We start from the raw sequence: 13172 nt of genomic DNA, 5'->3' as shown, positions 1-13172 counted from the left end.
GCGGCGTGAGCACGCAGGTCGGGGGGCGGGTACGGCGGCCGAGCCACGGGCCGGGGTCGCTGCTGGAGGTGGCGGTGGGGGAGTTCCTCACCCGCGGCTACGACGCCACCTCGATGGAGGACCTCTCCCGCGCCGCGGGGATCACCAAGTCGTCGTTCTACCACCACTTCAGCGGCAAGGAGGCGCTGCTGCGGGCGGCCCTCGAGCGCGCGCTGGACGGGCTGTTCGCGATCCTCGACTCAGACGGGGCGCGTACCGGCACCCCGCTCGAACGGCTGCGCCACATCGTCCGGGAGCAGGTCGCCGTGCTCGTCGCCGAGCTGCCGTACGTCACCGTGCTGCTGCGGGTGCGCGGCAACACCGAGTCGGAGCGGTGGGCCCTCGAGCGCCGCCGCGAGTTCGACGCGCGCGTCGCGGAGCTGGTGCGGCAGGCCGTGGAGGCGGGGGAGCTGCGCGAGGAGGTGGATCCCGCGCTCGCGGCGCGACTGCTGTCCGGGCTCGTGAACTCCGTGGTCGAGTGGGCCCGGCCCGGCCGCGACCCCGGCACACTGCCCGACGTCGTCGCGCGGGCCGCGTTCGACGGCATTCTCCCGGCCCGCGGCTGACGCCCGCCTTGCGCGCTCGCCGCCGGTGCGCCACCATGAACCGAACGAACATTCGGTACGGAGGCTAGGCATGGACGAGACGGCCCTGGCCGCGCACTTCGACGCGACGATCGCCGACGACCAGCGGATCGAGCCGCGGGACTGGATGCCCGAGGCGTACCGCAGGACGCTGGTCCGCCAGATCGCCCAGCACGCGCACTCGGAGATCATCGGGATGCAGCCGGAGGGCAACTGGATCCGGCGCGCCCCGAGCCTGCGGCGCAAGGCGATCCTGCTGGCCAAGGTGCAGGACGAGGCCGGGCACGGCATGTACCTCTACGCCGCCGCCGAGACGCTCGGGGTCGACCGCGAGGAGCTCACCGAGAAGCTCATCGCGAACAAGCAGAAGTACTCCTCGATCTTCAACTACCCCACGCTGTCCTACGCCGATGTCGGGGTGATCGGCTGGCTCGTCGACGGGGCGGCGATCTGCAACCAGGTACCGCTGTGCCGCTGCTCGTACGGCCCCTACGCCCGCGCGATGGTGCGGATCTGCAAGGAGGAGTCGTTCCACCAGCGGCAGGGCTACGAGCTGCTTCTCGCGATGGTGAACGGCACCGACGCGCAGCGGGAGATGGTGCAGGAGTCCACCAACCGGTTCTGGTGGCCGTCGCTGATGATGTTCGGCCCGCCGGACGGCGACTCGCCCAACACCCAGCAGTCGATGGCGTGGGGGATCAAGCGGCACACCAACGACGAGTTGCGGCAGCGCTTCGTCGACATGACCGTGCCGCAGGCCGAGGCGCTGGGCGTCACGCTGCCCGACCCCGGCCTGCGCTGGAACGCCGGATGCGGCCACTACGACTTCAGCGAGCCGGACTGGTCCGAGTTCAAGGCCGTGATCTCCGGCTCGGGGCCGTGCAACGCGCAGCGGCTGGCGCAGCGGCGCCGGGCGCACGAGGAGGGCGCGTGGGTGCGCGAGGCCGCGCAGGCGTACGCCCGGAAGCACGCCCGCGGGGAGGTGGCCGCGTGAACGGGGGCTACACCGCCGAGGGCGGCCACGGCGCGGTGCCGACCGACGGCGTGGAGACGGGCAGCGGCGCGCCGCGGGGCGGCTGGCCGCTGTACGAGGTGTTCGTGCGCGGCAAGCGGGGCCTGAACCACGTGCACGTCGGGTCGTTGCACGCCCCCGACGCGGAGATGGCGCTGCACAACGCCCGTGACCTCTACACCCGCCGCAACGAGGGCGTGTCGATCTGGGTGGTGAAGGCCGCCGACATCACGGCGTCGAGCCCGGACGAGAAGGACCCGTTCTTCGGCCCGTCCGCGGACAAGGTCTACCGCCACCCGACGTTCTACGCGATCCCCGAGGACGTGCCGCACCTGTGACGGACGAAGACGCGACCAACGCTTACCAGTCACTCGTCGAGACGCTGGGGCACGACGACCCGCGCTGGGCGTTCGGCACCGGTGTGGAGGACGTGCAGGCGGAGATCACCTCGCCCGTGCCCGACGGCGTCGACCCGGCCGACCTCGCCGCGTACTGCCTGATGCTCGGTGACGACGCGTTGATCTGCAGCCACCGGCTCACGGAGTGGGTGACGAACGCGCCGGAGCTGGAGGAGGAGGTCGCGCTGGCCAACACCGCGCTCGACCTGCTCGGCCAGGCCCGGGTGCTGCTGGCGCGCGCGGGCCACGTCGAAGGACGAGGGCGGGATGAGGACGCGCTCGCCTTCCTGCGCACAGAACCGGAGTTCCTGGGCGTCGCGCTCGCCGAGGTGCCCGACGAGCGCGACTTCGCCCGTGCGATCGCCCGGCTCCTGCTGTTCTCGACGTGGCGGCTCGCGCTGCTGCAGCGGCTGCTCGGCTCCCGGGACCCGGTGGTCGCCGCGGTCGCCGGGAAGGGCGTCAAGGAGCTGACCTACCACCGCGACCACGCCGCCCGCTGGACCCTGCGCCTCGGCGACGGCACGCCGGAGTCGCACCGGCGGATGCAGGCCGCGCTCGACGCGCTGTGGCCGTACGCCGAGGAGCTGTACCGCACCTCCGACGTGGAGCGCCGCCTCGTCGCCGCCGGGGTGGCGGTGGATCCGGCCGAGGTCCGCGGGGAGGTCGACGCCGTGCTGGACGAGGTGCTCGGCCGGGCCACCCTGACGCGCCCGACGGCCCCGCCGGCCGGCCCGGTCAACGGGGGCGGCGGCCGGCAGGGCCTGCACACCGAGTACCTCGGCCACGTGCTGGCCGAGATGCAGAGCCTGGCCCGTCAGCACCCGGGGGCGACGTGGTGACCCCCCGACCCGTGAGTGGAGACGAGTGCTCCAGCACTCGTATCCACTCACGACCGGATGCGCGCGACGTCGTCTCCCAGGTCCTCGACCCCGAGATGCCGATGCTCACTCTCGACGACCTCGGCGTGGTCCGCGCCGTCGAGGCCGACGGCGACGCCGTCACCGTGACGATCACGCCGACCTACTCCGGGTGCCCCGCGCTCGAGGTGATGCGCGACGACCTGCGCGCCCGGCTCAGCGCGGCCGGGTACGCGCGGGTCGAGGTGCGCACGGTGCTCTCGCCGCCGTGGAGCACGGACTGGATCTCACCGGTTGGGCGCCGCAAGCTCGCCGAGCACGGCGTGGCCCCGCCCGACCGCGTGGGTCCCCGCGGCGCGGGCCCCGTTCCGCTGACGCTCGCCCCGCCGGCCGCGGTCGTGCGCTGCCCACGCTGCGGCTCGGCCGCCACGGAGGAGCTCTCCCGGTTCGGCCCGACCTCGTGCACGGCCCTGCGTCGGTGCACCGCCTGCCGGGAGCCGTTCGAGCACATGAAGGAGCACTAGTGGCGGCCCCGCAGACGGACCTGCCCGTGCCGCGCACGAGCGGCTTCCACCTGCTGCGGGTGGCCGACGTCGAGCGGCTGTGCGCCGATGCCGTGGCCGTCACGTTCGACGTGCCCACCGACCTGCAGGACGTCTTCGCGTTCCGCCCGGGGCAGTACCTCACGCTGCGGTTGCACCGCGACGGGACCGAGGAGCGGCGGTCGTACTCGATCTGCTCGCCGGCCGGGGCGCTGCCCAAGGTCGGCGTGCGCCGCGTCGACGGCGGGCTGTTCTCCGAGTGGCTGGTCGACCGGGTCGCGCCCGGTGACGCGATCGAGGTGGCCCCGCCGGCGGGCTCGTTCACCCCCGAGCTCGAGCCGGGCACGCACCACGGACTGGTCGCGGCCGGGTCGGGGATCACGCCGGTGCTGTCGATCGCCGCGTCCGTGCTGGCCGCCCACCCGGACACCCGCGTCACCCTGCTCTACGGCAACCGGCGCACCGACACCGTGATGTTCACCGAGGAGCTCGCCGACCTCAAGAACGCCCACGGCCCGCGGCTGCACCTGCTGCACGTGCTCTCCCGGGAGCCGATGGAGGCCGAGATCTTCACCGGCCGCCTGGACGCCGTGAAGCTGCGCCTCCTGCTGGGCGCTCTCGTCGACGTCGGCGACGTCGACCACTGGTGGCTCTGCGGGCCGCTCGGGATGACCGAGGCCGCCGTCGAGGTGCTCACCGGGTTCGGCGTGGACCGCAGGCGCGTGCACCGCGAGCTGTTCTACGTCGACGAGCCCCCGCCCGAGCTGCATCGCCCGGACCCGGCGATCGAGGGTGCCACCAGCGAGGTCACGGTCGTGCTGAACGGGCGCTCCACCACCATGACCCTGCCCCGGGCCGAGAGCGTGCTCGACGCCGCGCAGAAGGTGCGCGCCGACCTCCCCTTCGCCTGCAAGGGCGGAGTCTGCGGCACGTGCCGGGCGAAGGTCACCGACGGTGAGGTGACGATGCGGCGCAACTTCGCGCTGGAGGACGAGGAGGTCGAGGCGGGGTTCGTCCTGACCTGCCAGTCGCGGCCCGACACGGACGCGGTCACGGTGGACTACGACAGCTAACACTCCGGGCGGCCGCGCCGCTGCCGCTCGCACACCAACATCGACGCTCGCACAGCAACTGCAGTTGGTGTGCCGGCACCACCGTTCGTGTGTGAGCCGTCCCTACTCGTCCAGCAGCTGGTGTGCGGCGCGCAGGGCGGGCAGCCACATCTCCTCGTTCGGCACCGGCTCGCCGGGCACCTGCAGGCGGTTGGTGGCGAGCACGACGCTCGCCCGGTGCCGCGGCAGGACGGCGAGGGTCGTGCCGGTGAAGCCGGGGTGCCCGTACGCGGTGGTCGTGCAGCCGCCCACCGCCGTGGTCCACGAGCGGAAGCCGCGCGACTGACCCGGATCTGGCCCGGGCACCAGATAGCCGCCGAGGGCACGCCACGGCCCGTCGCCGGCCGCGGACGCGCACAGGGCGGTGCCGAGCCGCAACAGGTCCTCGACCGTCGAGAACAGCCCCGCGTGCCCCGACACGCCGCCGAACGTGTGGAAGGCATTGCCGTCGGCCACCTCGCCGGCGATCACGTGGTGGCGCCAGCCGGTGAAGTCGGCGGGGGAGCGGGGCACCGGGTAGGGCTCGCCGGTGTCGAGCATCCGCTGCTCGATCCCGTCGCCGGTGCCGCTCGCGGCGACCTCCGCCCCGACCGGCCGGGCGTGGGCCGTCCACCTCAGCCCGGAGGGTTCGAGAACCAGCTCCCGCAGGGCGTCGGGGAGCGGCGCACCCGCCACGACCTCGACGACCTGCCCGAGAATCATGAACCCGAGGTCCGAGTAGTGCCGCCCGCCGCCGGGGGCGTAGCGCAGCGGCAACGTCCGCGCGAGCCGGCCACCCTCCTCGGGGCCGGCGGCGTCGCAGTACGTCGGCCACCACTCCCACAGCCCGCCGCGGTGCAGTAGCAGGTCGTCCACCGTGACCGGGGGAGCGTCGGGCAGGTAGCGGCGCAGCGGGTCGGCCGGAGCGACGTCCAGGGCGGCGAGCGCGGTGGTGGTGAACGCCTTCGTGATCGAGGCGAGGTCCAGGCAGGTCGTCGGGGTCATCGGCAGCGGCTCGGCCACCCCGAGCACCTGCCGGTGCCCGGTGACCGCGAGCGCGTCGACGTCCGGCGCCCGTACGGCGAGGCAGGCGCCCGGCGGACCACCCTCCGAGGCGACGAGCGCGTCCACGATCCTCTCGAGGGTCACCGCACCGCCTCCACCCGGGCCGCCACGTGGCAGGCCGCCCGGTGGCCCGGCCGGATCTCGGCCAGCGGCGGCAGCTCCGCGCGGCACACGTCCTCCACCTGAGGGCAGCGGGGGTGGAACGGGCACCCGGCGGGCGGCCGGACGGGGTCGGGCACCTCGCCCACCACGGTGGGGGTCAGCGGCTGGTCGAGCGTCGGGTCCGGGACGGGAACGGCGGCGCGCAACCCGGCGGTGTAGGGGTGCAGCGGATCGGAGAGCACCTGCCGCCAGCCGCCCTCCTCGACGATCCTCCCGAAGTACATGACGGCGACGCGGTCGCTGATCTGGCGCACCATCGCCATGTCGTGGCTGATGAACACCTGGGCAAGGCCCAGCTCGGTGCGCAGGTGCGCGAGCAGGTTCATCACCTCGGCCCGCACCGACACGTCGAGCGCGGACACCGGCTCGTCGAGCAGCAGCACCCGCGGCTCCGGTGCGAGGGCACGAGCGATCCCGACGCGCTGGCGCTGACCGCCCGACATCTCGTGCGGCAGCCGCGCCGCGAACTCGGCGGGCAGGCCGACGAGGTCCAGGAGCTCCCCGACCCGGCCGGGGCGGCGCAGGCCGTGCACGGCGAGCACCTCGTCGAGGGCGGCGCCGACGGGTTGCCGTGGGTCCAGCGAGGAGAACGGGTCCTGGAAGACCATCTGGATGTGCCTGCGATGCGCGCGCAGGCGTCTGCCGCGCAGCGCCATGAGGTCGACGCCGTCGAGCAGGACCCGGCCCCGGGTCGGGTCCTCGAGCCGCACCAGCACCCGGGCGAGCGTCGACTTGCCGCAGCCGGACTCGCCGACGATGCCGAGCGTCTCGCCCGGCCCGAGGGTGAAGGAGACGCCGTTGAGCGCGTGCACCTCCGCGTCGGTGCCGCGGACCGGGAACCGCTTGACGAGGTCGATCGCTTCCAGCACTACGTCCACTCCTCGACGGGCACCCAGCACGCCGCCCGGCCCGCGCCCCGGTCCAGCAGCGGGGGCCGTTCCGCGCAGACGTCACGGGCCTGGAGGCAGCGCGGGCGGAACGGGCAGCCCTCGACCCGCTCGGTGGGCAGCGGCGGCCGGCCGGGGATCTGCGCGAGCGGGGGGCGGGCGTCGTCGGCGGGGTTGGGCAGCGACGCGAGCAGCCGTGCGGTGTACGGGTGCCGCGGCGCGGCGAAGATCTCGCGCACGGGGGCGTCCTCGACGACGTGCCCGCCGTACATCACGACCACCCGCTCCACGAGCCGCGCGACCACGCCCAGGTCGTGGGTGACCCAGACCGTGGTCATACCCAGCTCCCGCTGCAGCTCGGCGACCAGCCCGAGGATCTGCTGCTGGATGGTGACGTCGAGGGCGGTGGTCGGTTCGTCGGCGATCAACAGGGTGGGGCGCAGCGCGAGCGCCATCGCGATCACGACGCGCTGGCGCATGCCGCCGGAGAACTCGTGGGGGTACGCGCGGACGGTCCGGGCCGGGTCCGGGATGCCGACGCGCGCGAACAGCTCGAGCGTGCGCTCCCGGGCCGCGGCGGCCTCCACACCGTGCACGTGCATGACCTCGGCGACCTGGTCGCCCACCCGGATCAGCGGGTGCAGCGAGGTCATGGGGTCCTGGTAGACCATCGCGATCTCGCGCCCGCGCAGCGCCCGCATCTCCTCCTCGGACAGGGTCGCGAGGTCCCGGCCGTCGAAGCGGACGGTCCCGCGGGTGATCCGCAGCGGCTCGCCGAGCAGCCGCATGAGCGCGAGCATCGTCACCGACTTGCCCGACCCGCTCTCGCCGACCACCCCGACGGTCTCCCCGGGGCGCAGCACGAGGTCGACCCCGTGCACGATCTCGAGGCCGCGGGCGCCCACGGCGAGGTCCCGCACCTCCAGCAGGGGCGCGCTCACGCCGCCCCCTCCGCCACCGTCAGGCGCAGTGCCTGCGGGGCGTCCGCCCGGGGTGGCAGCTGCAGGGGGCCGGCACCCGGCGTGATCGTGCCCAGGACGCGGGCGCCGCTCGCGCCGGTGCAGCTCGGCAGGGTGGCCGGCAGGCCGTGCAGCGTCTGCCAGCCGATCAGCGCGAACGCGATCGCCTCCTTCGCGTCCCGGGGCGCGCCCAGCTCGTCCGACGGCACGAGCCGGACGCCGGGCAGCTCGAAGCCGAGCATCCCCACGAGGGTCGGGTTGGCGGCGCCGCCGCCGGAGACGACGAGCGTGTCGACCCCCGCGGCGCGCACCGCGTCGGCCACCGTGCGCGCGGTGAGCGCGGTGAGCGTCGCGATCAGGTCAGCGGGCTCGATCCCGAGGAAGGGCTCGAGATAGCCGTCGTGGAAGAGCTCCTTGCCGGTGGTCTTGGGCGGCGGCAGCCGGTAGTAGGGCTCCGCGAGCAGCTCGGTGAGCAGGCCCTCGTCGACGCGGCCGCGGGCGCCCAGCGCACCGTCGACGTCGAAGCCGGCCGGGTGGGCGCCGGTCCGCAGGACGGCGGCGTCGATCAGCGCGTTCGCCGGGCCGGTGTCCCAGGCGAGCTCTCCAGGGAGGGTGACGTTCGCGATCCCGCCCAGGTTCAGGGCGGCCGGGCGGCCCGGCAGCCCGGCGAGCAGGAGCGTGTCGAGGTACGAGACGAGCGGGGCGCCCTGGCCGCCTGCGGTGATGTCACGGATCCGGACGTCGGCCACGACCGGCACGCCGAGGCGCTCGGCGATCCAGGCGGGCTGCCCGATCTGGAGGGTGCCGAGGGCCCGGGTCCCCTCGACCCAGTGGTAGACGGTCTGGCCGTGCGAGCAGACCGCGTCGACCGGCGGCGCGGAGGCCGCTGCCTCGGCGAACGCCTGCCCGATCAGCGTGTCCAACGCGCAGACCTCGGCGAGCGTGGTGGCGCCCGGGGGCAGCGCCGCGCGGATCCGCGCCCGGAGCGCGGGGTCGTACGGCGTGGTGCCGACCGCGAGCACGTGGCCGTGCAGCACGCCACCCTGCAGCGCGAAGTCGACGACGGCCGCGTCGATGCCGTCGTGGGAGGTGCCGGAGATCAGCCCGAGGACCCTCACCGCTCCTCCAGGACGTCCCGGAGCCGCCCTCCGGCGGCGGCCAGCCGCGCGCTCGCCTCGGCCGGGTCCAGCCCGCGTTCGAGGTGCAGGATCGCGAGCTTCACCCGCATCCCCGACGCCTCGAGCGCCTCCTCGGCCCGTTCCCGGGGGGCGCCGGTGACCGTGCGGACCATCCGGATCGCCCGCTCCCGCAGCTTCGCGTTGGTGGCGCCGAGGTCGACCATGAGGTTGCCGTAGGTCTTGCCCAGCCGCACCATCGCGATCGTCGAGAACATGTTGAGCACGAGCTTCTGGGCGGTGCCCGCCTTGAGCCGGGTGGATCCGGCCACCACCTCGGGCCCCACCACCACCTCGACCGCGTGATCCGCGGCGGCCGAGAGCGCGGTGCCCGTGTTGCACGAGACCCCGACCGTGAGCGCGCCCCGCCCGCGCGCCTCGGCGACGGCGCCGAGGACGTACGGCGTGCGCCCGCTCGCGGTGATCCCGACGACGGAGTCGGTGGGCCCCACGCCCGCCGCTGCGATGACCGCCCGGCCGGCGTCCGCGTCGTCCTCCACTCCCTCCTGCGCGGCGAACATCGCCGCCTCACCGCCGGCGATCAGGCCGCGGACGAGGCCCGGCGGCGTGCCGAACGTGGGCGGGCACTCGGACGCGTCCAGCACGCCCAGCCGCCCCGGCGTCCCCGCGCCGACGTAGAGCAGCCGGCCCCCGTCGCGCATCCGCTGCGCGACCGCCTCGATGGCCGGCACGACCTGCGGCAGCGCCGCCCGCACGGCGGCGGGAACGGACGCGTCGGCCTCGTTCATGAGCGCGGCGAGCTCGGCCACGCTCGCCCGGTCGATGGCGGCGTACCGCGGATCGACGCGCTCGGTCTCCAGCCCTCCGAGCCTCTCAGGAGTGTCAGCAAAGCCACTTTCATGCCACGAGGCGTCAGCAAAGCCACTTTGCTGACGTCCGTCGGAGCCGGTCATCGGCCACTCCCGTTCCGCGGGTCCAGGGCGTCGCGCAACCCGTCGCCCAGCAGGTTCAGCCCCACCACCAGGGCGACGATCACGGCGCCGGGCGCGGCCATGGTCCACCACGCGACGTTCACGAGCACCCGCGCTTCCAGGACCATCGCGCCGAGCGACGGGGCGGGCGGCGGGGCGCCGAGCCCGAGGAACGACAGCGACGCCTCGGTGAGCACCGCCCACGACAGCGACAGCGTGACCTGCACGATCACGATCGGTGCGATGTTCGGCAGCACGTGCCGGGCCAGGGTGCGCAGCGGGGAGAACCCCAGCACGGTGGTGGCGCGCACGAAGTCGGCCTCCCGCAGGGACAGCACCGGCCCGCGCGCGACGCGCACGAAGATCGGCGTGTAGACGATCGCGATGGCGACGGCCACCGTCAGCCAGGTCCGGGTGAACGCCGACGCCAGTGCGAGCGCGAGCAGGAGCGGTGGGAACGCGAAGAGCACGTTGGTGACGCCGAGGACGGAGCGGTCCGACCAGCCGCGGAAGTACCCGGCGGCGACTCCGGCCGCCGTGCCCGCCACGGCGGCGATCGCCACCGCGACCAGCGCGATCGAGAGCGACGCGGCCGCCCCCGCCGTGGAGCGGGCGAAGACGTCGCGGCCGAACTGGTCGGTGCCGAACCAGTGTGCGGCCGACGGCGCGGAGAGCCGCTGCGCGGGTGCCTGGGCCAGCGGGTCGGGCAGCAGTCCCAGCGTCGCGGCCAGCGCGCCCAGTACGACGACGCCGACGAGCACCGCGCCGACCGCGCCGCTACGGCTCCCGAGGGTGCGCCGCACCAGCCCGCGCCGCCCGGCGGCCGGGAGCCCGGTCGTCGTGATCGTGGCGGTCACGAGGCCCGCACCCGGGGGTCGATCACCCGGTACAGCAGGTCGGTGCCCAGGTTGACCAGCACGAACGTCAGCGCGATGACGAGCACCGTGCTCTGCACCACGGCGTACTCCTTCTGCTGGATCCCCAGCAGCACCTGCCGCCCGATCCCGGGCACCGAGAAGATCTGCTCGACGACGACGGCGCCGCCGAGCAGGTAGCCGAACTGCAGGCCGGTCATCGTCACGATCGGGACGAGGGCGCCCGGCAGGACGTGCCGCAGCGCGAGCCGCCGCGGCCCGACGCCCTTGCCGCGCGCCGTGCGCACGTAGTCCTGGGAGCGCACCTCCAGCAGCGCGGAGCGCGCGGTCCGCATGATCGGGGCGGCCAGGCCGAAGCCGAGGACGATGGCCGGCATGAGCAGCTGCTGCAGGTGCAGCCACGGGTCGGCGGTGAGGGCGGCGAACTGCTCGGCGTTCGGGTTGTAGCCGAGGAAGCGCGCCGAGAGCGCGAGCAGCGCCGATCCCAGCAGGAATGCGGGCACCGACAGGCCGGCGAGCCCCACCGCCTGCCCGGCGGCGTCGCGCGCGGAGTCGGGGCGCGACGCGGACAGCATGGCGGCCGCGACCCCGAGGACCAGCCCGATCACCAGCGACAGCACCGCGAGCTCGAGGGTGATCGGCAGGGCAGCCGCGGTCATCTCCAGCACCGACTGGCCGCTGCGCTGCGACATGCCGAGGTTCCCGGTGGCGACGGCGGCGAGCCAGGACAGGAACTGGGCGGGCAACGGCTGGTCCAGCCCGTAGTACGCCTCGAGCGCGGCCCGCTGCGCCGGGGTGAGCGCGGCCGCCTCGGTGCCGAGGCTCGCGGTGACCTGGTCGCCGGGGATCGCCCGCAGCATCACGAAGACCAGGACGGCCACGCCGAGAAGGGTGGCGACGGCTTCCAGCACCCGGCGCAGCAGGGGGTGTCGGGCGATCATGACCCGCCGGCGGTGGTCTCGCGCAGGTACTTCAGCGAGCCGTTGGCCATCGGCGTGAAGCCGCTGACGTCGGCGCCCGTGACGGTGTAGGTGAAGCTGGTGAAGAGCCAGACCCAGGCCGCGTTGTCCTCCAGCTCGGCCGACACCTGCCGGTAGATCGCCTTGCGCGCTTCGGGGTCGGCGGTGGCCTTGCCCTGCGCGAAGAGCGCGTCGAGGGTGGGGGAGGAGTAGCCGGCGACCTTGTTGAAGTTGCCGGTGCTGGTGAAGTACCGCCCGTACATGCCGTCCGGGTCGGGACGGCCGCCGTTGAGCGCCACCGCGGTCTGGAAGTCGGCCGCCACCCAGCGGTCGACGTAGGCGCCTGACTCCAGCACGTCCAGGTTCAGGGTGATGCCGGCCTCGGCCAGCTGGGCCTGGATGTTCGTGGCCTCGTTCACCGAGGTGGCGTACTCGCCCTGCGACACGATCGCCGACAACGTGAGGCCGCCCGGGTGCCCGGCGGCGGCGAGGTGGCGCTTGGCCGCCTCGACGTCGCGCTGCGGGCACGGGCGCGCGGCGGGGTCGGAGCGGTAGGCGGGGGAGGTGATCGGTCCGGTCACCTCCCCCTCGCCCAGCGCCGCCGTGTCCAGCACCTGCTGGCGGTCGATGGCGCACTGGATCGCCAGTCGCACGTCGAGGTTGTCGAGCGGCGCCTGGCGGGCGTTCAGCTGCAGCACGTGGTAGGAGAGCTGCGGCGTCTCGGTCACGGTGAGGCCCGACCCCTCGGCGCTCTGCGCCATGAGCGGGTCGTCGAACACCGCGAAGTCGACGTTGCCGGACTGCATCGCCGACACGATCGACGTCTCGTCGGGGATCACCCGGAACTCCAGCGACGGGACGCGGGGTGCGCCGCCCCAGTAGCCCTGGTTGGGAGAGAGGGCGATCGACTGGTTCGGCGTGCGCTGGGTCAGGGTGAACGGGCCCGTGCCGTTCGGTGACTCCTCGAGGGCCTGCTCGCTGGCGTCGCTGGGCAGCATGGCGAGGTTCACCGAGGCCAGGGCGGCGAGGATGCCGGCGTCCGGGCCGGAGAGCGTGAGCACGAGCGTGGCCGGGTCCGGCGCCTCCACGGAGGTGACGGCGGCGAGGCTCGCGGCCGAGACGGCTCCGGTCGCCTCGTCGCGGATCCGGTCGAGCGATGCCTTCGCGTCGGTGGAGTCGAAGGCGCTCCCGTCGGCGAACGTGACGCCGTGGCGCAGCGCCATCGTGATCGTCTTCCCGTCCGCGGACACCTGCCACGACTCGGCGAGACCCGGCACGACCTCGAGGTTCGCGTCCAGCTCGGTCAGGGTGCCGTAGAGCTGCTCGAGGACCTGCACGGCCTGGAACTGGGTGGCCTTCCAGGGGAAGAGGGTGTCCGGGTCGGACGTCGCCCCGACCACCAGACCGCTCGGCCCGCCGCCGGACGGCGCGCCCCCGCCCCCGGAGCAGGCGGTGAGCAGCACCGCTCCCGCCACGACCACCGCACCCAGCCGTCCGCGCATGGCGGCTACCGGATCACAGCGCCCGCGGGAGGTCAAGAGTTTCCGTGAACGGCGATGCTGATGTAACAAATTGCCGGCGACGTGGATACTGCGCCCCGTGAGCGAGCGGAGCTTGCGGAGCGAGCGAACCATC

14 protein-coding genes are annotated in these 13172 nt (G+C 74.0%); 6 read left to right on the top strand and 8 right to left on the bottom strand.

The window, feature by feature from the left end; genetic code table 11:
- Positions 1 to 5: 5 nt before the first annotated feature.
- The 6 genes from ABEA81_RS37800 to paaE all read left to right on the top strand — a co-directional run bounded on the left by ABEA81_RS37800 (position 6) and on the right by paaE (position 4505).
- Positions 6 to 605: a TetR/AcrR family transcriptional regulator gene (locus tag ABEA81_RS37800; protein WP_345612120.1), complete on the top strand. Its 600-nt coding sequence runs from the start codon at positions 6 to 8 to the stop codon at positions 603 to 605.
- A 70-nt stretch (positions 606 to 675) separates the two neighbouring features.
- The gene (gene paaA / locus ABEA81_RS37795) at positions 676 to 1617 is read left to right on the top strand and encodes a 1,2-phenylacetyl-CoA epoxidase subunit PaaA (protein WP_345612118.1); all 942 of its coding nucleotides are present in this window, start codon (positions 676 to 678) and stop codon (positions 1615 to 1617) included.
- A gap of 50 nt (positions 1618 to 1667) precedes the next feature.
- A complete protein-coding gene (paaB, locus tag ABEA81_RS37790; protein WP_345612196.1) occupies positions 1668 to 1973 on the top strand; it encodes a 1,2-phenylacetyl-CoA epoxidase subunit PaaB in 306 nt (101 codons plus the stop codon).
- Positions 1970 to 2872 (top strand): 1,2-phenylacetyl-CoA epoxidase subunit PaaC, encoded by a 903-nt coding sequence (gene paaC, locus ABEA81_RS37785; RefSeq protein ID WP_345612116.1) that lies wholly within the window; start codon positions 1970 to 1972, stop codon positions 2870 to 2872. Before paaB ends, paaC begins: the two co-directional genes overlap by 4 nt.
- Positions 2873 to 2883: 11 nt before the next feature.
- On the top strand, positions 2884 to 3414 hold the full coding sequence (gene paaD, locus ABEA81_RS37780) for a 1,2-phenylacetyl-CoA epoxidase subunit PaaD (RefSeq protein WP_425570831.1): 531 nt from the start codon (positions 2884 to 2886) through the stop codon (positions 3412 to 3414).
- Entirely contained in the window at positions 3414 to 4505 is a 1092-nt protein-coding gene (gene paaE, locus ABEA81_RS37775) for a 1,2-phenylacetyl-CoA epoxidase subunit PaaE (protein ID WP_345612114.1), read from the top strand. The genes paaD and paaE overlap by 1 nt, the downstream gene beginning before the upstream one ends.
- A gap of 102 nt (positions 4506 to 4607) precedes the next feature.
- Here the strand turns inward: paaE and ABEA81_RS37770 are convergent, their stop codons facing one another.
- Genes ABEA81_RS37770 through ABEA81_RS37735 form a run of 8 tightly spaced genes read right to left on the bottom strand, consistent with a single transcriptional unit; the run spans position 4608 to position 13039 of the window.
- On the bottom strand, positions 4608 to 5672 hold the full coding sequence (locus ABEA81_RS37770; RefSeq protein ID WP_345612113.1) for a serine hydrolase domain-containing protein: 1065 nt from the start codon (positions 5670 to 5672) through the stop codon (positions 4608 to 4610).
- On the bottom strand, positions 5669 to 6619 hold the full coding sequence (locus ABEA81_RS37765) for an ABC transporter ATP-binding protein (protein WP_345612112.1): 951 nt from the start codon (positions 6617 to 6619) through the stop codon (positions 5669 to 5671). The genes ABEA81_RS37770 and ABEA81_RS37765 overlap by 4 nt, the downstream gene beginning before the upstream one ends.
- Positions 6619 to 7578, bottom strand: a complete 960-nt coding sequence (locus ABEA81_RS37760) for an ABC transporter ATP-binding protein (protein WP_345612109.1) — start codon at positions 7576 to 7578, stop codon at positions 6619 to 6621. Before ABEA81_RS37760 ends, ABEA81_RS37765 begins: the two co-directional genes overlap by 1 nt.
- Entirely contained in the window at positions 7575 to 8714 is a 1140-nt protein-coding gene (locus tag ABEA81_RS37755) for an anhydro-N-acetylmuramic acid kinase (RefSeq protein ID WP_345612108.1), read from the bottom strand. Before ABEA81_RS37755 ends, ABEA81_RS37760 begins: the two co-directional genes overlap by 4 nt.
- Positions 8711 to 9685 carry an N-acetylmuramic acid 6-phosphate etherase gene (gene murQ / locus ABEA81_RS37750; RefSeq protein WP_345612107.1) on the bottom strand — a complete coding sequence of 325 codons (975 nt, stop codon included), beginning with the start codon at positions 9683 to 9685 and terminating at the stop codon, positions 8711 to 8713. Before murQ ends, ABEA81_RS37755 begins: the two co-directional genes overlap by 4 nt.
- On the bottom strand, positions 9682 to 10560 hold the full coding sequence (locus tag ABEA81_RS37745; RefSeq protein ID WP_345612105.1) for an ABC transporter permease: 879 nt from the start codon (positions 10558 to 10560) through the stop codon (positions 9682 to 9684). The genes murQ and ABEA81_RS37745 overlap by 4 nt, the downstream gene beginning before the upstream one ends.
- Complete coding sequence (locus ABEA81_RS37740) at positions 10557 to 11519, bottom strand: ABC transporter permease (protein WP_345612102.1); 963 nt, start codon at positions 11517 to 11519, stop codon at positions 10557 to 10559. The genes ABEA81_RS37745 and ABEA81_RS37740 overlap by 4 nt, the downstream gene beginning before the upstream one ends.
- Entirely contained in the window at positions 11516 to 13039 is a 1524-nt protein-coding gene (locus ABEA81_RS37735; protein WP_345612099.1) for an ABC transporter substrate-binding protein, read from the bottom strand. The genes ABEA81_RS37740 and ABEA81_RS37735 overlap by 4 nt, the downstream gene beginning before the upstream one ends.
- Positions 13040 to 13172 lie beyond the last annotated feature (133 nt).

The sequence above is a fragment of the Pseudonocardia adelaidensis genome (assembly GCF_039543345.1).
In the GTDB taxonomy this organism is placed as follows: Bacteria; Actinomycetota; Actinomycetes; order Mycobacteriales; family Pseudonocardiaceae; genus Pseudonocardia; species Pseudonocardia adelaidensis.
This window is presented reverse-complemented; position numbering and strand designations above follow the sequence as displayed.